This is a genomic window from Pseudomonas sp. PB105, from assembly GCF_009764655.1.
GTDB lineage: Bacteria > Pseudomonadota > Gammaproteobacteria > Pseudomonadales > Pseudomonadaceae > Aquipseudomonas > Aquipseudomonas cyclaminis.
This window is the reverse complement of sequence record NZ_RWIO01000086.1, coordinates 45,052-70,261: the sequence shown is the minus strand read 5'-3', so window position 1 is coordinate 70,261 and position 25,210 is coordinate 45,052. Positions and strand designations below refer to the sequence as shown.

19 protein-coding genes are annotated in these 25,210 nt (G+C 61.8%); 13 read left to right on the top strand and 6 right to left on the bottom strand.

Features of this window, described 5'->3' with window-relative positions:
• Nucleotides 1-179: 179 nt before the first annotated feature.
• Complete coding sequence (locus EJD88_RS20870) at nt 180-1,106, bottom strand: glyoxylate/hydroxypyruvate reductase A (RefSeq protein ID WP_158878917.1); 927 nt, start codon at nt 1,104-1,106, stop codon at nt 180-182.
• Between the two features lie 194 nt (nt 1,107-1,300).
• Between EJD88_RS20870 and gabT the strand changes: the two genes are divergently transcribed.
• The 3 genes from gabT to EJD88_RS20855 are packed head-to-tail and all read left to right on the top strand — an operon-like array spanning nt 1,301 to nt 3,819.
• Entirely contained in the window at nt 1,301-2,593 is a 1,293-nt protein-coding gene (gabT, locus tag EJD88_RS20865) for a 4-aminobutyrate--2-oxoglutarate transaminase (protein WP_112196055.1), read from the top strand.
• A gap of 48 nt (nt 2,594-2,641) precedes the next feature.
• A complete protein-coding gene (locus EJD88_RS20860) occupies nt 2,642-3,286 on the top strand; it encodes a 2-haloalkanoic acid dehalogenase (RefSeq protein WP_099586574.1) in 645 nt (214 codons plus the stop codon).
• A 44-nt stretch (nt 3,287-3,330) separates the two neighbouring features.
• Nucleotides 3,331-3,819: an Lrp/AsnC family transcriptional regulator gene (locus EJD88_RS20855; RefSeq protein ID WP_010449292.1), complete on the top strand. Its 489-nt coding sequence runs from the start codon at nt 3,331-3,333 to the stop codon at nt 3,817-3,819.
• A 108-nt stretch (nt 3,820-3,927) separates the two neighbouring features.
• Here EJD88_RS20855 and EJD88_RS20850 read toward each other — a convergent pair whose 3' ends face one another.
• On the bottom strand, nt 3,928-5,139 hold the full coding sequence (locus tag EJD88_RS20850; RefSeq protein WP_158878916.1) for a DUF1835 domain-containing protein: 1,212 nt from the start codon (nt 5,137-5,139) through the stop codon (nt 3,928-3,930).
• Between the two features lie 175 nt (nt 5,140-5,314).
• Between EJD88_RS20850 and EJD88_RS20845 the strand changes: the two genes are divergently transcribed.
• From EJD88_RS20845 to EJD88_RS20820, 6 genes are all read left to right on the top strand, one after another.
• A complete protein-coding gene (locus EJD88_RS20845; protein WP_158878915.1) occupies nt 5,315-5,998 on the top strand; it encodes an ATP-binding cassette domain-containing protein in 684 nt (227 codons plus the stop codon).
• Complete coding sequence (gene fetB / locus EJD88_RS20840) at nt 5,995-6,789, top strand: iron export ABC transporter permease subunit FetB (RefSeq protein WP_099586577.1); 795 nt, start codon at nt 5,995-5,997, stop codon at nt 6,787-6,789. Before EJD88_RS20845 ends, fetB begins: the two co-directional genes overlap by 4 nt.
• A 105-nt stretch (nt 6,790-6,894) precedes the next feature.
• Nucleotides 6,895-7,527, top strand: a complete 633-nt coding sequence (locus tag EJD88_RS20835; RefSeq protein ID WP_112196053.1) for a glutathione S-transferase family protein — start codon at nt 6,895-6,897, stop codon at nt 7,525-7,527.
• 158 nt (nt 7,528-7,685) lie between these two features.
• On the top strand, nt 7,686-8,597 hold the full coding sequence (locus tag EJD88_RS20830; RefSeq protein ID WP_158878914.1) for a LysR family transcriptional regulator: 912 nt from the start codon (nt 7,686-7,688) through the stop codon (nt 8,595-8,597).
• Entirely contained in the window at nt 8,597-9,481 is an 885-nt protein-coding gene (locus tag EJD88_RS20825) for a LysR substrate-binding domain-containing protein (protein ID WP_158878913.1), read from the top strand. The genes EJD88_RS20830 and EJD88_RS20825 overlap by 1 nt, the downstream gene beginning before the upstream one ends.
• Nucleotides 9,482-9,560: 79 nt before the next feature.
• Nucleotides 9,561-10,493 carry a pyridoxamine 5'-phosphate oxidase family protein gene (locus EJD88_RS20820; protein ID WP_158878912.1) on the top strand — a complete coding sequence of 311 codons (933 nt, stop codon included), beginning with the start codon at nt 9,561-9,563 and terminating at the stop codon, nt 10,491-10,493.
• A 243-nt stretch (nt 10,494-10,736) separates the two neighbouring features.
• Here the strand turns inward: EJD88_RS20820 and adeC are convergent, their stop codons facing one another.
• Nucleotides 10,737-12,155: an AdeC/AdeK/OprM family multidrug efflux complex outer membrane factor gene (gene adeC / locus EJD88_RS20815; protein ID WP_099586582.1), complete on the bottom strand. Its 1,419-nt coding sequence runs from the start codon at nt 12,153-12,155 to the stop codon at nt 10,737-10,739.
• On the bottom strand, nt 12,155-12,949 hold the full coding sequence (locus EJD88_RS20810) for a helix-turn-helix transcriptional regulator (protein ID WP_158878911.1): 795 nt from the start codon (nt 12,947-12,949) through the stop codon (nt 12,155-12,157). The genes adeC and EJD88_RS20810 overlap by 1 nt, the downstream gene beginning before the upstream one ends.
• 488 nt (nt 12,950-13,437) lie before the next feature.
• Between EJD88_RS20810 and EJD88_RS20805 the strand changes: the two genes are divergently transcribed.
• The 3 genes from EJD88_RS20805 to EJD88_RS20795 all read left to right on the top strand — a co-directional run bounded on the left by EJD88_RS20805 (nt 13,438) and on the right by EJD88_RS20795 (nt 21,765).
• Nucleotides 13,438-19,701, top strand: a complete 6,264-nt coding sequence (locus EJD88_RS20805; protein ID WP_158878910.1) for a non-ribosomal peptide synthetase — start codon at nt 13,438-13,440, stop codon at nt 19,699-19,701.
• Between the two features lie 610 nt (nt 19,702-20,311).
• Nucleotides 20,312-21,055, top strand: a complete 744-nt coding sequence (locus EJD88_RS20800; protein ID WP_158878909.1) for an ABC transporter permease — start codon at nt 20,312-20,314, stop codon at nt 21,053-21,055.
• Nucleotides 21,055-21,765: an AAA family ATPase gene (locus EJD88_RS20795; protein ID WP_158878908.1), complete on the top strand. Its 711-nt coding sequence runs from the start codon at nt 21,055-21,057 to the stop codon at nt 21,763-21,765. Before EJD88_RS20800 ends, EJD88_RS20795 begins: the two co-directional genes overlap by 1 nt.
• Here the strand turns inward: EJD88_RS20795 and arnT are convergent.
• Nucleotides 21,737-23,419, bottom strand: a complete 1,683-nt coding sequence (gene arnT, locus EJD88_RS20790; RefSeq protein ID WP_158878907.1) for a lipid IV(A) 4-amino-4-deoxy-L-arabinosyltransferase — start codon at nt 23,417-23,419, stop codon at nt 21,737-21,739. The genes EJD88_RS20795 and arnT overlap by 29 nt on opposite strands.
• Before the next feature lie 172 nt (nt 23,420-23,591).
• Nucleotides 23,592-24,272, bottom strand: coding sequence for a histidine phosphatase family protein (locus tag EJD88_RS20785; protein ID WP_158878906.1), 681 nt, complete (start codon nt 24,270-24,272; stop codon nt 23,592-23,594).
• Between the two features lie 269 nt (nt 24,273-24,541).
• On the opposite strand from EJD88_RS20785, the gene EJD88_RS20780 reads away from it, so the two are divergent.
• Nucleotides 24,542-25,210 carry an ABC transporter ATP-binding protein gene (locus EJD88_RS20780; RefSeq protein ID WP_158878905.1) on the top strand — a complete coding sequence of 223 codons (669 nt, stop codon included), beginning with the start codon at nt 24,542-24,544 and terminating at the stop codon, nt 25,208-25,210.

The following is a 25,210-nucleotide window of genomic DNA, read 5'->3' as shown; positions in this document are numbered from 1 at the left end:
TGGAAGAACGCAATGAATCAATTTGCGATTCTGTACGGAGATCGATTTATCAGGCCGACCTGGTAAAGATGGCCTGCCTGACGGCAGGCCGTAACCGGCCCGAACACAAAAAATCTGACACTCTCGATTTTGACCTCAGGCGCCCCGTCAAACACGCTGGCCGCTAGCTAAATAACGGATCAATACCCCCGTACCCGATCCACCTCACCCAGCATATCCTGCCTCCGTTGATGACGCCGAATATCCTCCAGCAACCCCCAAAACGCACTCGCCGGCTGGGTCATTGCCGCAATATGCGGCGTCAGCACAATCTGCGGATGATCCCAGAACGGATGCTCGGCCGGCGCCGGTTCCTCTTGCAGCACATCCAGCACCGCACCACTCAATTGCCCACTCCCCAGCGCCTCCAGCAAATCCGCTTCGACCAGATGCCCTCCACGGCCCATGTTGATCAGCGCCGCACCTCGGGGGAGTTGCTCAAACAGGCGGCGATCCAGAATCCCTCGGGTCTGCTCCGTCAATGGCAGCACACACAACAAAATATCGCACTGGCCCAGAAACGCCGGCAACTGCGCCTCGCCCGCGTAACATTCCACACCCGCCAGTTGATGAACGCTGCGCGCCCACCCCGACAGCGCAAATCCCAGTGGCGCCAACGTCGCCAGAATCTGCTGCGCCTGCGCCCCCAGCCCCATCACCCCCACGCGCCGGTTCGCCGCCGGCTGCAACAGGTGCCCCTGCCAGCAACGCGCAACCTGCTGCTGACGGTAACGCAGCATGTCCCGGTGCACACTGAGCACCGCCCAGCTGGCGTATTCGCACATGCCACGGGTGATGCCTGGATCCAGCAGGCGCACCACCGGGAGTTCCGGCGGCAGGCGGGACAGGTCGAGTTGATCGACCCCGGCCGACAACGCAAACAACACCTTCAGGTTGGGCAGCAATTGCGCCACATCGTCCGGCGCTTGCCAGGCGGCGAGGTATTCGATGTCTGCGGGGTTGCCGATGTCGGGCCAGGCGCGCCACTCGATGTCGGGGGCGTGTTCGGCGAACAGTGCCTGCCAGTGTTTGCCGCGCACCGGGTCGGCTTTGTAGAGCAAGGCCATGGGGAGTTCCTGCTGGATAAAGGAGACGCTCATGATCGCCCAAAGCCCGGCGCAGGATCTGTTGAAAGGCCAGGGCAAAACAGTGGATCCGCATTTCTCACGGGCCAAGTTCGGCGTAGTTGGTTGCCCGCACGCCGTACTCTGAACAGCATCGCAATCACCTTCCGGTTGCCGCACTCACGATGGGAAAAGCCATGAACAGCAAAGTCGACGAAACCCCTCATTTGCTCCGTCAGCGCGAGCAATTCGTGCCCCGTGGGCTGGTTACCGCGCACCCGCTGGTGATCGACCGCGCCCAGGGCGCCGAGTTGTGGGACGTGGATGGCAAGCGCTATCTGGATTTCGTCGGTGGCATCGGCGTGCTCAACATCGGGCATAACCACCCCAAGGTGGTGGAGGCGGTGCAGGCGCAATTGCAGAAAGTCTCCCACGCGTGTTTTCAGGTGGTGGCGTACAAGCCTTATCTCGACCTGGCCCAGCGCCTGTGCGAAATGATCGGTGGGCAGGAGGCCTATAAGGCGGCGTTTTTCACCTCCGGCGCCGAAGCGGTGGAAAACGCGGTGAAGATCGCCCGCGCCCATACCAATCGCTCGGCGGTGATTGCCTTTCGGGGCGGTTTCCACGGCCGCACGTTGCTGGGCACTACGCTCACCGGCATGAGCCAACCTTACAAGCAGAACTTCGGGCCGTTCGCGCCGGAGGTGTTCCACACGCCGTACCCGAATGCCTATCGCGGCGTGACCAGCGAGCTGGCGCTCAACGCCCTGCACGAGTTGCTCGCCACCCAGGTGGCGCCGGAGCGCGTCGCGGCGATCATTATCGAACCGGTGCAGGGCGATGGCGGCTTCCTCACCGCGCCGCCCGAGTTTCTCCAGGCCTTGCGCGCACTGGCCGACAAGCACGGCATTGTGCTGATCCTGGATGAGATCCAGACCGGTTTCGGCCGCACCGGCAGTTGGTTCGGTTTCCAGCACGCCGGTATCCAGCCGGACCTGGTCACCGTGGCCAAGAGCCTGGCCGGTGGCTTGCCGTTGTCCGGCGTGGTCGGCAAGGCGCAGATCATGGACGCACCGCTGCCCGGCGGGCTGGGCGGCACATACGGCGGCAACGCCCTGGCCTGTGCGGCGGCATTGGCGGTGATCGATGCCTTCGAGCACGAGCAATTACTGGCCCGCAGCCAAGTGTTGGGTGAACGCCTGCGCCAGGGCCTGCTTGGTTTGCAGGCGCGCTACCCGCGCATCGGCGACGTACGCGGCACCGGTTTTATGCTGGCAATGGAGTTGATCAAGGATGACCCGGCGCGCACCCCGGATGCCGACCTCAACCAGCGCGTGATCGATGAAGCCCGCGCCGGTGGTTTGCTGGTGATCAAATGCGGTGTGTACCGCAACGTACTGCGCTTCCTCGCGCCGTTGGTGGCCACCGAGGCCCAGGTCGACGAAGCCCTGGAAATCCTCGACGGCGCGTTGGCACGGGTCTTGAACTGAGCCTGTGCCTGTTCAGGGTGAACTGCATCATTGGAGGCTTGACCCCACATGGGACTGACAGATTATCGAGCGTTGCTGATCGATTGCGATGAAGTGCTGGTGGACCGCGATTCGGGGGTGTGGGCGGCGCTGCAACCGCTGCTCGACAGCCGTGGCGGGCAGTCGTCCAGGGAGCAGGTGTTGACCGAGTATGGCGCGGTGGTCGCAGCCTTGTACCCGCGCTTCGCGGAGTTGGGCTTCAGTGGCGTACTGTGTTTTGCCCATCGTCAACTCGCCGAACGCTGGGGTGTGCACGCCAGTTGGGAGGAGGGCATGACCTTCGCCCGTTCGGCGGGCAATTGGTCACTGTTCGAGGACGCGCCGGGGGCTATGCTCTACTTGCGCAAGTTCTACCGCTTGCGGGTGCGTGGCGACCGCGATGCCGAGGATCGTGGCGTGTTGTGCGAGCGGCTGGGCATTGCACCGGAAGATTTCATTTCCCTGGCTGATGACCCGCAATGGCTCAACGAACAGGCAGCAGAGATGCAACCGGTGCTGCATGTGACGGGCCCGTCGGTCGGCGCAGAGGGTGCGCTGGACCGCTGTTTGATCGGCCGCCAGCGGGCCCGGCAGCCTTCGCCGTGCGCGGCGGAGTATTGCATCAACAGCATGGCGGATCTGGTGGCGCAGCATCAGCTGTCTTTACGGCGCTGATTTTGCTAGAAGATTGCTTACAAACGGCAGTCAAGAGGTAGGCAATGGAAGGGCAAGTCAAGCTGGACCGTATCGACATCAGTATTCTGGTCGAACTGCAAAAGGACGGCCGGATGACCAACGTCAGCCTCGCCGACGCCGTGGGCCTGTCGGCCAGCCCGTGCCTGCAACGGGTCAAGCGGCTGGAGTCGGCGGGGTATATTTCCAGCTACAAGGCGCACTTGAACCTGGCCAAAATCACCGACTCGGTCACGGTGTTCACCGAGATCACCCTCAGCGACCACAAACGCGAAGACTTCGCCAAGTTCGAATCCAATATCCGCCTGGTGGACGAAGTGCTCGAATGCCATTTGATCAGCGGCGGCTACGATTACCTGGTGCGCTTTATGACCCGCAGCATCCAGCACTATCAGGAAGTGGTGGAAAGCCTGTTGGACAAGAACATCGGCATCTCCAAGTACTTCAGCTACATCGTGATCAAGTCGCCGGTGCTCAAGGATGGCGTGCCGCTGCGCAAGTTGCTGCGGCACTGAGTCCGGTTACTCCTGCAAATCCAACGCCTGTTGCTTGAGCTGGCGTTTGCGTTCGAAGGGCAACTGTTCATCATCCCGTAGGTTGGGTTGGGTTGGGTGCAGCAGGAATCAGGTAGGGCTGCGCCAGTGCGGATGCGCATGTTCATCAATCATCCAATGCGGCTGGCCGGGGGTGATACGCACGCCGCCGACCCAGCGCTCCTGCGTGGCGTGGTCGGGCCAATACGCTTGGCCATGGAGCACGTCCTGGCCCAATGCGGTCAGCGCCAACAGGCGCTGCGGCCAGGGTTTGTGTGGCTCGGTCTCGGTCAGCAATGGGTGCTCTGTATCAATCAGCGGCCGCATTAACGCGTGAAACATCATGTCCCCCAGGAACGGCAGCGGCTCGCGCTTGGCCATCAACTCGGCGAACACCCGGCCAAACGGCATGGGTCCGGCTTCGGCGAGGTAGGTGAGGGCCAGGCGCTCGGTCAGTGACAGACCATCGTGTGTTCCCGGCAATTCCTGCAGCTGGCGCAACAGCGCCGGGGCCAGCAAGGGCAGGGCGGTGTGCTTGCCGTGGGCCAACTCGGCCCATGCTATTGGCGAACTGTCGCAATAGGCCGACCAGGCCTGTTTGGCCAAGTGCACTGCATCGTCTGCGATTGGCTTGCGCTGTGGCCAAAGCCAGGCGAGCACATCAGGCGCCAGTTGGCCGATGCCGATAAAGCGCTCGACGCCGGGGATGCGGTCCACCTCGATCAACTCCAGCTTGCGCGGCGCCCGCTCAAGGCCGGCCAGTGCGCGGATCAGGAACAGTTGGTCATACGCATCCGCCTCGCACCACAACACGCTGTGTTCGGCGCTGGCCAGGGTGTCGAGGTGGTTGTACTCATCGTCGACGCGGCGCGCGGCATCGGCGGGGTCGATGCTGAACGACTGGCTGATAAACGTACTGCGCATGGCACGGAATGCCTGGCTCGGCAGGTCACGCACCGGGCCCATGCACAGCGGGTCGCTGAGCATCTGGAACCGGCCCTTGAACCCCGCCACTTGCAAGCTATGGGCGATGTCATTGCCGCAGCGCCAGTGGGTGGTGCGGGCTTCATCGCTGGCGTCGAAACCAGGGTGGCGGGCGGCGAAGTCGAGGGCGTCGATATGGGCCTTGAGCTTGGGCCAACTGCTGAAGCCGAGCTGTTTGGCGATCTGCCATTGAGCCTTGGACAAAGTCGCAGTCGGGTCCTGGGCCTTGAGGCGCGCCAACAGCTCCTTGGCGCGCTTGCGCTGCTGCTCAAGGTTGAGACGGCCATCGGTGTTGGAAGATAACGGGCGTTGCGGCATACGATCTCCTTGCACAAACCTTTTCCGCTTTCAGGTTGGGAGTCGTAGAAGTGTGATATTCAGTCAAGGATCCTGGGCGCAGCCCTTTCCGCGGAAGGTGGCGTAGACAGCGCCAGGCACGGAATATAGGCAGCGAGGCAGTGGATTGCAAGCCGTTCAACCGAGTAAAGAGTGCATGACTGACACCCCTTTGATACAGACCCGCGCCCTGACGCGCATGGACGAGCGCCGCCAGGTGGCGTTGCTGCAGCCCACGGATTTCATCCTCAAGCGCGCCGACCGCGTGTCTATCACCGGTTCATCCGGTTCTGGAAAAAGCGTGTTCCTGCGTGCGCTGGCCTTGCTCGATACGCCGAGTTCCGGGCAAGTGCTGTGGAACAACCAGCCGATCGCCAACGCGCAGATCCCCCATTACCGCAGCCATATCAGCTATCTGTCCCAGCGTCCTGCGCTGCTTGAAGGCACGGTGGAGGACAACCTGCGTTTCCCGTTCAGCCTTAAGACCCTGCGCCAACGCCAGTTCGACCGGAATGCGGTGACGACCTTGCTGGGGCATGCCGGCAAGGCGGCGGATTTTTTGAGCAAGAACGCGTTGGACCTGTCGGGCGGTGAGTCCCAAGTGGTCTCGCTGATCCGCACCCTGCAACTCAATCCTGAAGTGCTGTTGCTCGACGAACCCACCGCCGCCCTCGACCCTGCGTCATCGCGCGATGTGGAAGCGTTGATCGATGCCTGGTTTGCCGGCGACAAGGCCCGTGCCTATATCTGGGTGTCCCACGATCTGGAACAGGCCCGGCGCATGAGCGACATCCACCTGCACATGAGTGCCGGTGTCCTCAGCGGAGCGGCCCAGCCATGAACTATCAAAACCTTACCGCGCTGGACATGGGCATCGCCGCGTCGCTGATCCTGATCAACGGCGCGTTGTCGTTGCTGCTGCGCCTGGGCCTGGGGCGCCAACTGTTGTGGGCGGCCGTGCGCACCGTGGTGCAATTGCTGGCCATCGGTTATCTGCTGGGCTGGGTGTTCGAGTTCGCCTATTGGTACGTGGTGCTGCCCCTGATGTGTGCGATGACCTTGATCGCGGGGTTGTCGGCGGCGGGGCGTGGGCGCAGGACTTACCGTGGGCAAAAGGTCGACAGCATCCTGTCGGTGTGGGGCAGTTCGTGGCTGGTGACGGCGGTGGGCCTGTTTGCGGTGATCCGCATTCACCCCTGGTACGAGCCGCAATACGCGATCCCGATCCTGGGCATGATCCTCGGCAACACCCTGACAGGCGTGTCCCTGGGCATCGAACGCATGACCCAGGAACTCACTTCGGGCCGCAACACCATCGAAATGATCCTGGCCCTCGGCGGCTCACGCTGGGAAGCCGCCCAGGAAGCCATCCGCCAAGCTGTGCGCGCCGGCATGATCCCGACGCTGAACCAGATGACCGTGGTCGGCATCGTCAGCCTGCCCGGCATGATGACCGGCCAGGTACTGGCGGGGGAAAGTCCGGTGGACGCGGTGCGGTATCAGATCGTGATCATGTTTTTGATCGCCGCATCGTCGGCGTTGGGCACGGTAGGTGCCGTGTTGCTCACCTATCGACGGTTGTTTTCGGTGAGTCATCGGTTTTTGCGCGATCGGCTTGAAGAGCGTGCGTGATTGTTTCGACAGGTGAAATGCTGGATTGTAAATCCTGGTGATTCCAACAATCGGCGCCGCGATGGACCATGCCTGGCGTCGATACCCTCACTTTTGGAGCCGTTCATGTCCCCGTCCGCGATCAAACTCTATGGTTTCCCGCTGTCCGGCCACTCCCACCGGGCTGAGCTGATGCTCTCCCTGTTGGGCCTGCCTACGGAATTTATCCTGGTTGACCTCAAGCAAGGCGCGCACAAATCCGCCGAGTTCACTACGACGATCAACCGCTTCGGCCAGGTGCCGGCGATTGACGACAACGGCACCGTGCTCGCCGATTCCAATGCAATTTTGGTTTACCTCGCCACGAAATACGGCAACGGCCAATGGCTGCCGAGTGATCCGGTGGGGCAGGCGCGGGTCCAGCGTTGGCTGTCGGCAGCTGCCGGGCAACTGCATGCCGGGCCCGCGACAGCGCGGTTGGCGACGGTGTTTGGCGCTGATGTGGATGCGGCGGCGGCTATCAGCCGTGCCCATGCCTTGCTGGTATTGCTGGAACAGCAACTGAGCGAAACGCGCTTCCTGGCCGGCGAGCAACCGAGCATTGCCGATATTGCGTTCTATACCTACGTCGCCCACGCGCCGGAAGGTAATGTGTCGCTGGCCGACTACCCTGAAGTGCGTGGCTGGCTCGCGCGCATTGAGGCACTTGCGGGTTTTGTCGGCATGCCGCGTACGGCGGTGGGGTTGCAAGCGGCATGATATGAACCCCTGTGGTGAGCGAGCTACTGTGGTGAGCGAGCTACTGTGGTGAGCGAGCTTGCTCGCGCTGGAGTGCGAAGCGCTCCCGGCTTTTCAGTTCCGCTGCGCAACCCAACAACGAGAGCAAGCCCCCGCCACAAAAAACTACAGGAGCCCCGATGGACCGATTTCACGAAATGCAGGTGTTCCTGGCCGTGGCCGAGGAGGAGGGCTTCGCCGCCGCCGCTCGCCGCCTCAATACCTCGCCACCCAGCGTAACCCGTGCGATCGCGGCCATGGAGCAACGCATCGGCACCCAACTGCTGGCGCGCACCACGCGCAGCCTGCACCTGACCGAAGCCGGCCAGCGCTACCTGGAAGACTGTCGGCGCATCCTCGCCGAGCTGGACGAAGCCGAGGAAGCGGCGGCGGGCAGTTATTCCATCCCCTGCGGTCAGCTGACAGTGACCGCACCGGTGCTGTTTGGCGAGCTGTATGTGGCGCCGGCGCTGGGTGACTATCTCGACCGCTTTCCCCACGTGAACATCAATGCCTTGTTGGTGGACCGCGTGGTGAACATGACGGACGAGGGCGTCGACGTGGCCGTGCGCATCGGCCATCTGCATGAGCCGGCGCAGCAGGCGATCCGGGTGGGCGAGGTGCGCCGTGTGGTGTGCGCGTCGCCCGGCTATCTCGACGAGCACGGTCGGCCCGAACACCCCGACCAATTGCATGGGGCCAGGATCATTTCCTTATCCTCTGGCGGCCAATCGGTAAGCGAGTGGGCGTTTGTCCAGGGCGACCAGACGCTGACGGTGCCCCTCGAACCGCGCCTGGTCGTCTCGGCGAACAACGCGGCGATCAGCCTGGCGCGCCTGGGTTGGGGCATGACCCGTGTGCTGTCGTACCAAGTCGCGGCGGCAGTGGCGGCCGGTGAATTGGAGATTGTGCTGGAGGCCTATGAACCGGCACCGCTGCCGATCCAGTTGGTGTTCCAGAACAGCGGCCGTGTCCCGGCCAAGGTCAGCACCTTTGTGGATTTTCTCAGCCAGCGCCTGGGCCAGGACGCGGCGCTCCAGCGGCGCGGCTGATGGAGCGTTATCGCGATATGCAGCTGTTCGCGGCCTTGGCCGGTCAACCGAGCCTGGCCTCGGCGGCGCGCCGTGCGTGTGTCTCCGGCCCGACCCTGGTGCGCGCAATCGCCCGGTTGGAAACGCGACTGCACGTGACGTTGCTGCAACGCAGCACCCAAGGCGTGAGCCTGACCGACGCCGGCAGCGCCTACCTGGCCGACTGCCAGCGCCTGCTGGCCAGTGTGGACGCCGCCGAAGCCTCGGCCAAGGGGTTGCACGTGCAGGCCCAGGGCACTCTGCGGGTGTTTTTGCCGTTATTGTTCAGCCGTTACCTGATGGCACCGGTATTGGCCGACTACCTGGAGCGTTACCCCAACGTGCGCATAGTGGCGCGTTATCACGACTACGACCCCAACCTGCACGAAGATGGCCTGGACGTGGCGATCCTGGTGGGCGCGCTGCCCAGTTCTGCGCTGATTGCGCGGCCGCTCGGGCACGTGCGGCAAATCCTCTGCGCCAGCCCCGATTACCTCTCCGCCCACGGCGAACCCCGGCACCCGAGCGAGCTCAAGCAGCATCAGTTGATCGCCAGTGCCGATCAGGTGCGGTGGGAGTTTCCCGGCTATTTGCTCAAGGCCCGTGCGCGGTTGGGTTGCTCCACGGTGCAAGGCGCGATCAACGCAGCCGTGCAGGGTGCCGGTGTGGTGCGTTGCCTGAGCTATCCGCTGCACGAGCCGCTGCACAGCGGGCAATTGCGCCGGATCCTGCCAGCCTTTGAAGGGCCGCCGCTGCCGGTCAACGTGGTGTATCGCGAGGGCCGCAATGCGCCGATGCGCGTGCGCAGTTTTGTCGACCATTGTGTGGCGGCGTTGCGCGGTCATCCGGCATTTCAGCTGGCGTAACAGTGGATTGCCTGGCGTGGGTATTCTCTCGCCGCCGTGCAGCGCGCAGCATCGACACATCCCATTGGAGGTGCTCGCCATGAACCCTATCGAACAGTCCCCCTGGCATGCCGGTGAACGGCAGATGCAGGAAAGCGCCGGCGTGGCCGAACGCATGGCCGTGGTTGGCCCCAAAGTCATTCGCGATCATTTGCCGGAGCAGCATCGCGACTTTTATCCCTGGTTGCCGTACCTGCTGCTCGGCGTAGTGGATGAGCAGGGCCTTCCTTGGGCGACGCTGGTGGAAGGCGCGCCGGGGTTCGCCCACTCGCCCGACCCGCACAACTTGCAGATCGACAGCCTGCCGTCTGCCAGTGATCCCGCCCGCACGGCCTTGCGCCTCGGCGCTGCGGTGGGTGTGCTGGGCATCGACCTCAACACCCGCCGCCGCAACCGCATGAACGGCCGCATCGGCGCCCTGGATCACGCGGGGTTTTCGGTAGACGTGGTGCACACCTTCGGCAACTGCCCCAAGTACATCCAATTGCGGCCCGTGGAGGGCGTCGCACGCAAACCCGGTACCGTGGCCGAACGCACTGCCATCCTGGACCTTGACGCACAAACGATGATTCGCCAAGCCGACACCTTCTTCGTCGCCAGCTATGTGGACGCGGATGGCGAACGCTCGGTGGACGTGTCCCATCGCGGCGGCAACACCGGCTTTGTGCACGTCGATGGCAATGTCCTGACCATCCCGGACTTTGCCGGCAACCTGTTCTTCAACACCCTGGGCAATCTGGCAGCCAACCCGGTGGCAGGGCTGCTGTTCATCGACTTTGAATCGGGTGATGTACTGCAGGTTGTCGGGCATACCACGCTGATACTCGATGGCCCCGAAGTGGCGGCGTTTGAAGGTGCGCAGCGGTTGTGGACGGTGACCGTGGAGCACGTGGTACGGCGGCCGGCAGCATTGGCGTTGCGTTGGGAATTTGCCGGATTTTCGCCATTCAGTCTGGCTGTGGGGAAAGAGTAGGCCGGGTGGTGCCGTAGGCCACTTCAGGGAACAGCTGGTTGGTCATTTCAATGATCTTGCTCTGCGCATAGCGAGCTTGCTCTATGTGGTGAGCGGGCTTGCCCCGCGCTGGGCTGCGCAGCGGCCCCAACACCATTCGCCACAAAGTCTCGGGTGCGCGGGATTGTTGAGTAATGGGGCCGCTGCGCAGCCCGGCGCAGGGCAAGCCTGCTCACTACAAGGATGTTGCCCATGGGCATTGCTCTAGCGCTGCGTCGTCAGCACTGCCCCATCCCCCCACGCCCCACCCAGCGCGGTGTACAGGTTCACCTGCGCCACCAACTGTGCCAGCCGATCCACGATCAGTGCCTGTTGCGCGCTGAACAGCGAGCGTTGGGCGTCGAGGAAGGTCAGGTTGCTGTCCACGCCGCTGCGATAGCGGTGTTGGGCCAAATCGTAATACGCCTGGTTAGCGGCGACGAAATCCCGTTGTGCATTGAGCTGGTCGGTATAGGTCTGCCGGGCCGCCAGGCCGTCGGCGACTTCCTGGAAGGCGGTCTGGATGGATTTTTCGTACTGCGCCACCGTGATGTCCTTTTGCAGTTTGGCGTAGTCGAGGCTGGCGCGCAGGCTGCCGGCGTTGAAGATCGGCAGGTTGATTTGCGGCTGGAACGTCCAGCTGCCAGAGCCGCCCTTGAACAGCCCCGACAGTTCGGTGCTGGTGCTGCCGGCGTTGGCGGTAAGGCTCACCGACGGGAAGAACGCGGCGCGGGCGGCGCCGATATTGGCATTGGCGGCGCGCAGTTGGTACTCGGCCTGGAGGATGTCCGGGCGGCGCTGCAGCAGATCCGAGGGCAACCCGGCGGGCACGCTGGCCACCAGGTCATCCGCCAATGGACGGGATGGCAACGCTTGATCCACCGGGCCACCCACCAGCAGCGCCAGGTTGTTGAGGTCTTGCGCCACCTGGCGCTCATACCGGGCCACGCTGGCGCGGGTGCTTTCGACGCTGGTGCGCGCTTGCACCACGTCCAGGGCTGACGCTTTACCCGCGGTTTTACTCCGGCTGGTCAGGTGCAGGCTGTGGTCGTTGGCCGTCAGGGTTTGCCGGGCCAGGGCCAGCAGTTCCTGGTCGGCGCGCCAGGTCAGGTAGGCATTGGCGACGTTGGCCACCAGGCTCAATTGCGCGCTGCGCCGCGCCTCTTCGGTGCCCAGGTACGTGAGCATTGCCTGCTCGCTGAGGCTGCGCACGCGGCCGAAAAAATCCAGCTCATAGGCGCTGATGCCAAGGGTGGCGGAATAGGTGGAGGTGATCGCCGACTTACCGGTGCCATTCACCTCCCCAGGCACACGCTGGCGGGTGCCGGCACCGGTGGCGGACACCGCCGGGAACAGGTCGGCACGCTGGATACGGTACTGCGCCTGGAAGGCCTCGACGTTCAACGCGGCCACCCGCAGATCACGGTTGTTGACCAATGCTTCGCGGATCAGCTGTTGCAGCGCCGGGTCATGGAACAGTTGCTGCCAGTCCGAGGAGGGCGCCAGCGTGCCGGCCTGCGCCAGCGCATACACGCCGGCCTGCGGATACTGTTCAGGCGTCGGCGCCACGGGCCGCTGGTACTCAGGGATCAGCGAGCAGCCAGCGAGCACGAAGGCCATGCCGGCGAGAGAGAGTGTTTTCATCAAGCGCCCACCATCCACTTCGCCAACCCATGTCGGCCACTCACACCCAGCTTGGCGGCGGCGCGCTTGAGGTAGGTCTCGATGGAGCTGTTTTTCACGCTGAGCTTTTCCGCCATCTGCGGCACGGTGCCGCCGGTCAACAGGCCGAGGCACACTTCCTGCTCACGGGCCGACAGGGTGATGTCTCCAAGGGACAGGCGCTTGTAGAACTCGCGTTGCAATTGCGATTGCTCAAGCAGCGTATAGCTCGGCTCCGCCTGGGCCTGCGGCGCCTGGCGCAGCACGTTGGCGTGCCGTTCGATCAGCGGCAGCAGGGTGTCGGACAGGCACTTGAGAAACGACAACTGGGCCAAGGAAAACCCGCGCTCGCTCGGCGGCCGGTAGAACGAAATCACACAGCGCCGGTTGCCCTGGCGCGACACCAGGTTGCACTGGTGCGAGGTGCCGCGAGGGTTGGCACTGTTGGGTTTGGCGCTCATCTGGATCAGCAATGGGTCCTGCATGCTGAGCATTTGCTGCAGCAGCGGGTGGTCGTCCAACGGGCGTACGGCCAGAGGCGCAGGCAAGTCCTGCTTCTGGCCAGCGCTGCCAAGGAGCTTGATATCGAGCACGCGGTCGCGCAGCTCGTCGAGGGTCCATTCACTGAGGTCCACCAAGTGGATCGGTATCCATTTGCTGACCAGATGCAGCATATGGTCGGCAAACGCCTCATGGCCGCTGTGTGCAATCAATTCACCCATTTCAGCGTAGAAATTCGGGCTCTGTGTGTTACCCATGCTGCGCTTCAAACTCATAGCCATCTCATCCTTGATGTCGAAAACCGTCAACGAACTCCCTGGGCCTCTGGGGGGCGATCCGTTCCTCATGAACGAGAGTCGGCACTCGAGATTTTATTTAGCCAGGGGATTTGTCCTACGTATGTAGCGGAAACGAGGGACACAAGCTGCCATAAAAACCACGTCATTAATTCGACGTTTCTGAAAGCTGTTTCCGGTCAAGAAAAACGCAGCGCAAATCTGATTACCGCTTAAGTTAATGATTTATATAGAAAATAGTTATTTTAAAGGGCCGTTGTAAAAAACCAGCAGCGACCAGATGTAGTCGATGTCCTACAACTCTTTAATCGTTTCAGCAGTGAACCTTCAGCCAACCCGGATCCATCCATTTGAATGTCCGGGTTTCGGGTGACAGACAGCCCCCGACCCCCATGCTCAAATCCGGCAATTTCGCCGTCATGGGGCTCCCTGCGCGGCCAGCGCCTGACACCCATGAGAAGGATCTTATGCAGCAATTTCCCAACCTGCCGGCCAGCTTCCCCCTCACCTCGGCCCAACAGGACATCTGGCTCGATCAACTGCGGATGGGCGACTCACCGCTCTACAACATCGGCGGTTATGTCGACTTCGAAGGTGCGGTAGCGCCTGAATTGATCCAGCGCGCCGTCGAGCAGTTGGTGGCCCGGCACGACGCGCTACGCACTCAACTGCACAGTGATGACCACGGCCTGCCTCGACAAACCTTCGCCCCTGCGTTGGTGACCGAAGTGGCACAGCACGATTTCTGCGCACTGCCCGACCCGCATGCAGCGAGCCAGGCCTTGATGCAGGCGCACATGGCACGGCCGTATCCGCGGGAGGGCGCGCCGCTGTTCCATTTTTTCCTGGTCAAGCTCGCCGACAACCACTACCGGCTCGGCACCCAGGCCCATCATGTGATCCTCGACGGCTGGGGTTTTGGACAGATGCTGCAATCGTTGGCGCACCTGTATACCGCTCTTGAACAAGGCTACCCACCCGAGCCACCGGCGCCGTCCTATATCGACTTTATCGACGCCGACCAGCGCTACCGCGACTCAACACGCTTCACCCGCGATCGCGCCTACTGGCTGGATAAATACCAGGTACTGCCAGAGCCTTTGTTCCCCTCGAAGTACGTCGCCAACACGCCCAGCAACACCCTGGCGCAACCCTTTCCCATCGCCCTGCTCAAGCGCATGGAACAGCTGGCCAGCCGTTACCAGGCCTCGGCGTTCCATGTGCTGCTGGCGGCGATGTATGTGTATTTCACCCGCACTGCCCAGCGCCCCGATTGGGTAGTAGGGGTGCCGATCCTGAACCGTTCCAACGCGCGTTTTCGCGCCACCGTGGGCTTGTTTGCCCAGGTCAGCGCAGTGCGTTTGCAGTTTGATGAACACCTGCCGTTCGGTGCCTTGGTGCGCGGCGTGCGCGACCAGCTCAAGCAGGATTTCCGTCACCAGCGTTTCCCGTTGAGCGAGATGAACCGCGAGCTGGGCCTGCACCGTGCCGATCGCGCCCAACTGTTCGACCTGTCGGTGTCCTTCGAGCAGGACGCCCATGAACTGCGCTACGGCGCCACCCAGGCCCGGGCGATCAAGGTGTCCAACCACCATGAAGCGCTGCCGATCGCCTTCCACCTGCGCAGCAACCGCCACCAGGACACCGCAAGTCTGCATTGCGTCTACAACGAAGCGTACTTCCAGCACGACGAGGTGTTCGCCCTGACCCAGCGCTTTACCTGGTTGCTGGAGCAGGGGCTGGATAACACCGAGTTGCCAGTCGGCGCGTTCTGCATGGTCACACCCGCCGAACAGGCCCGACTGCAGCAATGGAACGCCACTGAACAAGCGCACGCGCAGCCACACACCCTGCACGCCCGCATCGAAGCCCAGGCCGTGCGCACGCCGGACGCTGTGGCCGCGATTTACCAGGGCCACCCGTTGACCTACGCCCAACTTAATCAAAAAGCCAATGGCTTGGCCCATCAACTGATCGAGTTGGGTGTGCAACCCGATGACCGTGTGGCCGTCCTGGCGCGGCGCGGTCTGGACACGCTGGTGGGCCTGCTGGGGATTCTCAAAGCTGGCGCCTGCTACGTGCCGGTCGACCCGGCCCATCCCGCCGAACGCTTGAGCTATCTGCTGCAAGACAGCGCGCCGGTGGTGGTGCTGACCCAGCATGATTTGCTGCAGCGCCTGCCTGCCCAGGCGGCGCCGGTGATCGAGCTGGACCGACTGACGCGCCAGTTCGGTGCCAACCCGCACGTGGCGGTCAAGCCGTCGAACCTCGCCTATGTGATCTACACCTCGGGCTCCACCGGTTTGCCCAAAGGCGTGATGGTCGAACACCACAGCGTCTGCAACTTGGTGGACTGGCACTGCCAGGCCTTCAACCTGCACGCGGGCAGCCACACCGCCAGCGTCGCAGGCTTTGGTTTTGACGCGATGGCCTGGGAAGTCTGGCCGGCGTTGTGCGTGGGCGCCACCTTGCACCTGCCACCGGCCCATGACGGCGCAGAGGACATCGACGCGCTGCTCGGTTGGTGGCGTGCGCAGCCGCTGGATGTGTGCTTCCTGCCGACACCGGTGGCTGAATACGCCTTCAGCCAGCGGCTGGAGCACCCGACCCTGCGCACCTTGCTGATCGGCGGTGACCGTCTGCGCAGCTTCTCGCGTGCGCAGACTTTCGATGTGATCAACAACTACGGTCCCACCGAGGCCACCGTGGTTGCCACCTTCGGCCGCGTCGAGGCAGGCCAGCCGTTGCATATCGGTGCGCCCGTCGCCAACGCGGCAATCTACCTGCTGGATGAGCGGCAGCGCGCTGTTCCCATCGGCGTGGCGGGGGAGGTTTACGTCGGCGGTAAAGGCGTGGCGCGCGGCTACCTGAATCGCCCGGAACTGAGCGCCGAACGTTTTCTCGACAACCCGTTTGCGCCGGGCCGGATGTACCGCACCGGCGACCTCGCGCGCTGGTTGCCCGACGGCAACCTTGAATACCTGGGCCGCAATGACGACCAGGTGAAAATCCGTGGCATGCGCATCGAGCTGGGGGAAATCGAATCGGCCCTGGCCACCCATGCGGATGTTCAGGAAGCCGTGGTGCAATCTCGCGACGGGCAACTGCTCGCCTGGTTTATCCCACGCCAGCCCGTGGACATCGAAACCCTGCGTGCCCACCTGCACGCCTCATTGCCGGACTACATGCTGCCGGCGGCCTACATGCCCCTGGAGGCGTGGCCCCTGACCGCCAACGGCAAACTCGATCGCAAGGCATTGCCGGCGCCGACCCAGGTGGCGTTCGTCACTCGCCGGTTCGAAGCGCCGCGAGCCGGTGTGGAAACCGTCCTCGCCCAACTCTGGGCCGAACTGTTGCAGGTGCAGCAAGTGGGCCGTCACGACCATTTCTTTGAACTGGGCGGGCACTCGTTGCTTGCCGTGCAATTGGTGCAGCGCATGCGCCAGGCCGGGTTGCGCGCCGATGTGCAGGTGCTGTTCGGCCAGCCGACGTTGGCGGCGCTGGCGGCGGTGAGTGAAGGCAGCGACGTGGAGGTGCCGGCCAATCGCGTCCCCGCTGATTGTCGCCATATCACCCCGGAGTTGCTGGCGCTGGCCGAGCTCGATCAAGCCAGCATTGATCGTATCAATGCCGGTATTCCCGGCGGTGCGGCCAACGTCCAGGAAATCTACCCCCTGGCGCCGTTACAGGAAGGTTTGCTCTACCACCACCTCACCGACGAGCATGACCCGTACCAGCAACAGGCACAGTTCAGCTTTGCGCGGCGCGACCAACTGGACGCCTTTGCCCTGGCCCTGCAACAGGTAATCGACCGCCACGACATCCTGCGCACCAGCCTGGCCTGGGATGCCCTGGAGCAGCCGATGCAAGTGGTGTGGCGTGCGGCCCGCCTGCGTGTGGAACCTTGGCGTGACGGTGACAGCCCGTTGGACTTGCGCCAGGCACCGTTGATGGCGCTGGACTATGCCGAAGCGCCCACGGGTTGGGTGGCCCGGCTGCGCTTTCATCACCTGGTCAACGATGCGACGTCCACCACGATTCTGATGCAGGAAATCCGCGCCCACCTGCTCGGCCAACAGGCGCAATTGCCGGCGCCGGTGCCGTATCGCAATGTGGTGGCGCAGTCCCGTTCACCGGTGCGCCAGGCGGCCCATGAGGCGTTTTTTCGTGCGCAACTGGGCGATGTGGATGAGCCCACGTTTGCCTTCGGCGTGCAGGAGCGCCAGGCCAATCGGGCGGATACCGAAGAAGCGCAGCGTGCACTGAGTGACGACCTCAACCGGCGCTTGCGTGCCCAGGCCCGTGGTGTGGGCGTCAGCGCCGCCAGCCTGTTCCACTTGGCCTGGGCCCAGGTGCTCAGCCGCGTGGCGGGCCGTGATGACGGGGTGTTCGGCACCGTGTTGCTCGGCCGTTTGCAGGCGGGCGAGGGCGCCGATCGCGCCTTGGGTATGTTCATCAATACCTTGCCGTTACGCCTGCACCTGGCCGGGCAAAACGTCGCGGATGCGTTGCGTGACACCCATCACCAACTCAGCGCCTTGCTCGCCCATGAGCAAGCGTCGCTGGCCTTGGCCCAGCGTTGCAGCGGCGCGGCGCCGCTGTTCAACAGCCTGCTCAATTACCGTCATACCGATACCGAGCGCGACCTCGTGCTGGTGCCGGGCATTGCTCTGGTCAGTGCCGAAGACATCCTCAGCTACCCGCTCATGCTCAGCGTGGACGATACCGCCGGCGGTTTTAAACTCAAGGCCAAGGCCCCGCGCACGGTGGGCGCCGAACGTACCCTGGACTACCTGGAAACCACGCTGATCAACTTGGCCGAGGCACTGGAGCGCACGCCGCAAGCGCCTTTACGTGACGTGCAGGTGCTGCCCGCCCGCGAAGTGCAGACACTGCTGCTGGACTTCAACGCCACCGCCACCGACTACCCTGAAACCCTCACCGTCCAGGCGCTGTTCGAAGCCCACGCGCGGCACATTCCCCACGCGGTGGCGGTGCAGGCCGGTGAGCTGCAACTGACTTATCGCGAACTCAACGAGCGCGCCAACCGCCTGGCCTTCCACCTGCGCGAGCGTGGCGTGCAGCCAGATTCGCGCGTGGCGCTGTGCGTCGAGCGCGGCCTGGACCTGGTAGTGGGGTTGCTCGCGATCCTCAAGGCTGGCGGCGCCTATGTGCCGCTGGACCCCGGCTACCCCCGCGAACGCCTGGCCTACATGCTTCAGGACAGCCAACCGGTGGCGCTGCTGGTGCACGCGGCCACTCGCGACTTGCCCGGTGAAGTCGCCATCCCGGTGATCGATTTTGACCACTGCGCCTGGAGCCACGCGCCGGACGGCAACCCCTCGGTGCCAGGGCTGAGCGTCGCGAACCTGGCCTACGTGATGTACACCTCCGGCTCCACCGGCACGCCCAAGGGCGTGATGATCGAACATCGTGGCCTGGGCAACCTGATGCACTGGGGCTCGCAGTTGTGCCCCAATGCCGAGGGCGGCGCGCTGTTGCAAAGGGCGCCGTTCAGCTTTGACGGCTCGGTCTGGGAGTTGTTCTGGCCGCTGGCCAATGGCATGCGCCTGGTTCTGGCGCGGCCCGATGGTCATCGCGAGCCGGCTTACCTGGCGCAGGTGATTCGCGAGCAACAGATCACCGTGATCAAATTCGTACCGGCAATGTTGCAGCAGTTCCTTGAACTGGAAGAGTCCGCGCTGTGCACCAGCCTCACCGATGTGCTGTGCGGCGGCGGCGAACTCACCGAAGCCCTGGCCCGTGGCGTGCAGGCGCGTTTGCCCAAGGTGCGCCTGCATAACGTCTACGGCCCCACCGAAGCCACGGTGGACAGCAGCGCCTGGACCCTGGAACCCGGCGCACCGGTCCCGGCGCTGCAATTGCCCATCGGCCGGGCGATCAACAATACGCGCCTGTATGTGCTGGACGAACACGACGCGCCGGTGCCCATGGGCGTCAGCGGCCAGTTGCATATCGGCGGCGTCGGCGTGGCCCGTGGGTACCTGGGGTTGGAGCAGATGACGGCCGAACGCTTTATCGACAGCCCGTTTGTGCCGGGGGATCGGCTGTACCGCACCGGCGACCTGGTGCGCTATCAGCCGGACGGTAACCTGGAATTCCTTGGGCGTAACGACTTCCAGGTCAAGCTGCGCGGCGTGCGTCTGGAACTGGGCGAAATCGAATCGTGCCTGCTGGCGCATCCAGCGTTGCGTGAGGTGGCGGTGCTGATTCGCGATGAGCGACTGGTCGCTTACTTCACCCTGCGCGGACCGGCGCCGAGCCTGGAAGACTTGCGCGTTCATGTACTGCAGCAGTTACCGGAATACATGGTACCGGCGGCCTTCGTGGCGCTTGAAGAACTCCCCCTCAACCCCGCCGGCAAACTCGACCGCAAGGCGTTGCCAGAACCGGGTTTGGAAGCGGTGCTCAGCCGCGCCTATGAAGCGCCCCAGGGCGAAGTGGAAACCCTGATGGCCGGCATCTGGGCGCAGGTGCTCAAGCTGGAGCGGGTAGGGCGCCACGACCACTTCTTCGAACTGGGCGGGCACTCGCTGCTGGCGGTGAACCTGGTCGCGCGCCTGCGCAAGGCCGGGCTGGAGGTGGATGCGCGCAGCCTGTTCAGTCAGCCGACGCTGGCGCAACTGGCCGCCAGGACCGTGGCGCAGGTGCAGCGGGTGGAGGTGGCGCAGACGGCGATTCCGCAGCTTGATCGGCGGCGGCGGATATGAAAGGCAATCAATGTGGGTTTGCAAACTCCCGCAATGATCGCCCGCTTCTCATCCACTCCTGATTTATTCGCTACGGGGTTGTAAATCATCCTTCTAGTACCTTTTTCGACGATAAAGCACGGGCGAGCCAGGCGTTAGGGACTGGTATGGACGACTGATAAGAATATATAGGCCGTTTGTCGGATGTTTTTGTTGGTTCCCTCGGTAAAGCTCTGAATCTTTAAACCCCCCTCGGGGGTAGGAAAGATTTTTAGTGCGAATCTGTGGTTCGTAAGTTGTTAATTCTATAAGTGTTCACATCTTCCCATCCTTGGTTGGTTGGAGGCCGACGTTGCTCGCAAGTATTTAACTTCTGAAATTAGTGAGGGAAACTTCCTAAATGCGGTAGTTAATTTTCCTACGCGGAATTTTTTATCTTTTGGGCTTTTCTCAATGCGTGTACTAGATTGTTTTTGTCACTTTTCGGGAAGTGGCTGAGAACAACTTGTGTGAAAGGAGAGATGAAGTGATGGCAAAATTTTTGAGGAGTCTACGTCGCATTGGTATATGTGTGATTGTCGATGCTGGTTTCCCGGAAGGATAGAATGGTCCCGTTTCCCTGAGGTGTGTAATGAATCGTTACTCATTCGTTAAGCCTGTGTTGCTGGCCTCACTATTCGTTAAAGAACAATTAAAAGAGCCCGTTGCGCTGTTTTGGTCGGTGTTGTCTCCGGTGGTTACTTACTATTTAATAACTTATTCGAGAGGGGCGAATAACGACGCGCCCAATGACTATTTGTCCAGTGCCTCGTGGTTCTATTCCTTCGTCGCTTCAAGTGTTGCCTTGTTTGGATTGGCGTTTTATATCGTTGGTCGCAGGGAGAGTGGGTTTTTGAGGTCTTTTGTCTATACGGATGATAATAAAGTTATTTTTCTTTTTGGGCATTATTTAGCCTATTCTATAATATCGCTCGTATATTGTTGTGTTTTTTATTTGCTGACCCGCAGCTATAATGGTGCGGTCGAGGTAGAAGAGCTTCTTGGCATCCTTGGACGGTTCTATATTTGTTTTTTATTGTTTTCGGTACCGGCTCTCTTATTGACTCTTGTCCCCTTGGGTTTTCAAAATTCAAGCACTGTTTTTTCCATTGCGTCGCTTACAATGTTAGCGCTTGGAATCGTCAGCATTGGGACGTCCAGCCCTGTTCTCGAAAGAGTAAGCTTTATTAATCCTATGTGGTGGGCTAACCATATTATGTTGGTAGGTGTCGCTGAGTGCTGGTTCATAGCGTTGGTTATTGGTGTTTCGTTTTTTGTTACGCTTTGGATTGTGTTTCGGTTTTTAACTATTAACCCTGTATGGAGTCGTTATTGATGAAGCGGCTTGTTGTGAATTCGCTTGAGGTCAGGTGTGCGCGGAAAACTTTGTTTGAAGATGCCACGCTGACCGTTGAGGCTGGGTCAATATGCGGGTTGTTAGGTGCTAACGGGTCTGGTAAGACAACGTTCTTTGATGTGGTGTGTGGCTTGAAAAGAATCGAAGCGGGTGAAATCGTTCGGTCTTTTTCGAAGTTACTTTACTTGTCACAAGTGATTAGTACGCCACCTGTGTTTCGTATGTTTGATGTTTTCAGGATGACAATGCTTTTTTGCTCTGACAGTAAGCTTGATAAACAACACGCGCTGGAGAAAATTGAGAAGTGGAGTCCTGGGATAGCAGATCGGTATTGCGAAATATGGACAAAAAAATCATCTCTGTGCAGTTACGGGGAAAAACGCTGGTTTTTTACGTTGTCTCTTCTTAGCGCCGACGCTGATCTGGTTATCTTGGATGAGCCTACCGCGGGTGTTGATCCTGAGTTTCGTCATCATATTTGGAAGTGTCTGGAGGGCGCCGCCGAGGAAGGAGTCGCCGTACTGGTCTCGTCGCATAATGTCGATGAGATCGTTGCTCACTGCGATGATTTCTACATGGTCAGTCAGCGGCGGTTCAATCGTTTCACTGATGCCCAAGGTTTTATGCGGGCGTACGGCGCTAAGAGTCTGGACGAGGCTTTTATTTATGCAGCGAGTCTACGTCTGTAGCAGGCAACTGCGGATACAGAATCAGCTGCAAATACCCCTTGGAATAACGCTTACCCCCAAGCGGCAACTGCCCGGCCTCGCGCATTTCGCTGGTGCTGTCGACCCGCATCAGCACGCCCACCGAGCCGTGCTGGCGCGCCTCGGCGAGCCAGGCCTGTACTTGATCCAGATCGACTTTACGTTGGCCTGCATCGGCGAACTGCAAGCCGTAGCGCAGTTCGCCTTCGGTGCCATACAGCGCCACGTCGGTGCGTTGCAGGCGCCAGGCCAGGGCGCTGGCGCTGCCCAGTTCGTTGCTCAGCAGGGCGTGGGTGTGTTGCAACGCGTCCAGGTGTTCCAGCACGAACTGGTCGGGCATTTCGTTATCGGCGATCTGCGCCGGCATGCTCGCTGGCAGCAGGATCACCAGCACGCCGATGCCCACGGCCGGCAGCGCCCATAGCGTGAGCGGGCGCACGGCTTGCAGCAGGTTGGTGAGGATCCACACCAGTAACACGATGAAGGCCAGGGACAGGCTGAACATCTCGGCGAGGCTGTTGCCGTACAGCGGCCGGGCGATTTGCAGGTAGAGCAGGCCGAGCATGGCCGCCATGCCGATCACCAGGTTGAGCAGACCATTGAGCCTGAGCGCGCGTGGGTGGCCGTTGCGCAGCAGGTCGCTCAAGGTGTGTCCCATCAGCAATGCCAGGGGCAACAGGCACGGCATGATGTAGGTCGGCAGCTTGCCGTTGCTCAGGCTGAAAAAGCCCAGGGGCAGCAGCAGCCACAAGGCCAGGAAACCGATAGCCGGCTGGCGTATTTGCTGCCAGGCCTGGCGCAGGGTGCTGGGAAGCAGCCCGGCCCAGGGCAGGCACGACACGGCGATGATCGGCAGGAAGAACCACCAGGGCCGCACGTGTTGCGCGTTGTCGGCGCTGAAGCGGCGAATGTGTTCATTCCAGAAAAAGAAGCGCCAGAAGTCCGGTTCCTGGCTATGGATTGCCAGGACCCAGGGTAGGCACACCAGCACCGCCACGCCCACCGCCAGCGGGCCATAACGCAGCAGCTCACCAAGGCGCCGTTGCCAGAGCATATAGGGCACGGCAATCAATACGGGCAGCGCCCACGCCAGGAAACCCTTGGTCATGAAGCCCATGGCACAGGCAAATCCCAACACCGCCCAGGCCGTCAGGCGTCCACGCAGGTTGCTGCTGTCGAGGGCAAACCACAGCGCAACCAGGCTCAGGTTGACCCAGAGGGTGAATTGCGGATCCAGATTGGAATATCCCGCTTGCCCCGCCACCAGGCCAAAACTCAGGTAAAGCAGGGCACAGGCGACGCTTTTACGCGGGTCGTTCCACAGGCGGCGAGCGATCAGGTAGGCCAGCATCACGCTCAAGCCGCTGGCCAGGGCTGAGGCGATGCGTACGCCGAACAGATTCTGGCCGAACACCGCTTGACCAAGGGCAATCAGCCAATACCCGGCGGCGGGTTTTTCGAAATAGCGCACGCCCATGAAGTGCGGCGCCACCCAGTTACCGGACTGCAGCATTTCCTGGCTGATCTGGGCGTAGCGGGTTTCATCCGGGGTCCACAGGCCGTGCAGGCCCAAGGGCAATAGATAGAACGCGGCGAAGGCAAGCAACAGCAGATACAGGGGATTTGAACGGGTCATGAAAACGTCGCTCCTTGACGTTTAAAGCCAGGGGTTTTAAGTAATGAGGTCATGGTGCAAACGGTCACAGCGGTCACTAAGTAACAGGAGAGAGTCATGGGGGGCTTAATTCAAAGGCGCAACTAAACATGCCAGAACAGGGCTGTCTTGTTGCTGAACACAGGCAATCACATCAGAGATGGTTGAGCGCAGCCGGCCAGTCCGGATTGTTCATGAGGCCCAGGGTCTTGAATTTACCGTTCGGCAACACTTGCACGAACAGGGCGCTGCCGTACTCGGGAAATGCCGCACGGGGGAAGCCCTGGGATTTTTCGAAGTCGGCGATGCAGCCGCTGTGCGTCACAAATACCAGGTTGCGCCCCGGCTGCTTGTGGCTGAGCAATTCCTCACCCATGGCTGCGCCGCAGACGGCTTGCTGTCCGGAGGTCAGCTCGTTTTTACCGAACATGAAGCGCAAGGTCTGGGCGGTACGAATGGCCGGGCTGGCGAGCACGTCACTGCCGTCCATGCCCAACCATTTAAAGGCGCTGCCGAGTTTTTCCGCCTGTTGGCTGCCGTTGATTGTCAGGCCTTCGACCGGCCCCAGGCACGGGTTGGTCGAGCGGTCGCAGCGCTCTTCATGACGCACCAGCACGATCACGTCGCCGTCGCGCCACAGCGGCATGACCTGGGAGGTCAGCAGGCGGTTGCCCACGCCGAGATCCCGTGGCGAAGCCGGCCAGAGCAGGCTGCAAGCGAGCAGCGCAGTGATCACGGCAATGCCAAGCCACAGACGTTGCAGGCGCTTGAAAAAAGCCCGGGGCGAGCGTGGTTTGGTCAGGGTAATGTCTACCACTTCATTCACCTTGGACACTGTTGGCAATGTTGTATTAATTAGGCGCAACTTGTTGGCGAATAGCCGCAGTGAAGCAGGAGGCTGTCACAGGGCTGCTGTCTTTTCGCTGAACATGCGGCGGTTAAAAACTGTCAGGCGTGGCCACTGATCAAGTGGCCGACGCGTGGCGCATAACCGGCAATTTAGAGGGCTGCGAGTGGGCAACCGGTGAAATCCATGTGAAAAATTTGCGTGGCCCAATGGCGCAGCCGTTATTCTCGATGGCCGCCCATCAATCGAGTGCTCCCATGTTGCAGGTGCAAGGTGTCTTCAAAAGCTACACGACCCCTCAAGGCCCATTGGTGGTGCTGGCCGGTGTGGATTTGCACCTGGCCCCACGCAGCAGCCTGGCGTTGATGGGCGAGTCGGGCAGCGGCAAGAGCACCTTGTTGCATCTGGTGGCGGGGCTTGATCGGCTGGATCGCGGCAGTATCCAGGTGGGTGAGCAGCGTCTCGACCAGATGAGCGAGCCGCAACTGGCCCACTGGCGGCGCACTGAAATCGGCCTGGTATTCCAGCAGTTCAACCTCATCGGCAGTTTGCGCGTTGACGACAACCTGGCGTTCCAGGCCCGCCTGGCGGGGCGCTTTGATCCGCGCTGGCAGGCGCAGTTGGTCGAACGCCTGGGCCTGGGCGACTTGCTCAAGCGCTATCCGGAACAGCTCTCGGGCGGCCAGCAACAGCGGGTCGCGGTAGGTCGGGCCTTGGCGTCACGGCCGGGTTTGCTGCTGGCTGACGAACCCACCGGCAACCTCGACGAAGCCACCAGCGACGAGGTGCTGCAACTGCTGCTGGACCTGTTGCGTGACAGCCCCACCAGCCTGTTGATGGTCACGCACAGCCCACGCATTGCGGCGCGGCTGGACCAGCAGGTGGTGTTGCATCACGGCCGCGTCCTGCCGGCGGATGCGCGCTGA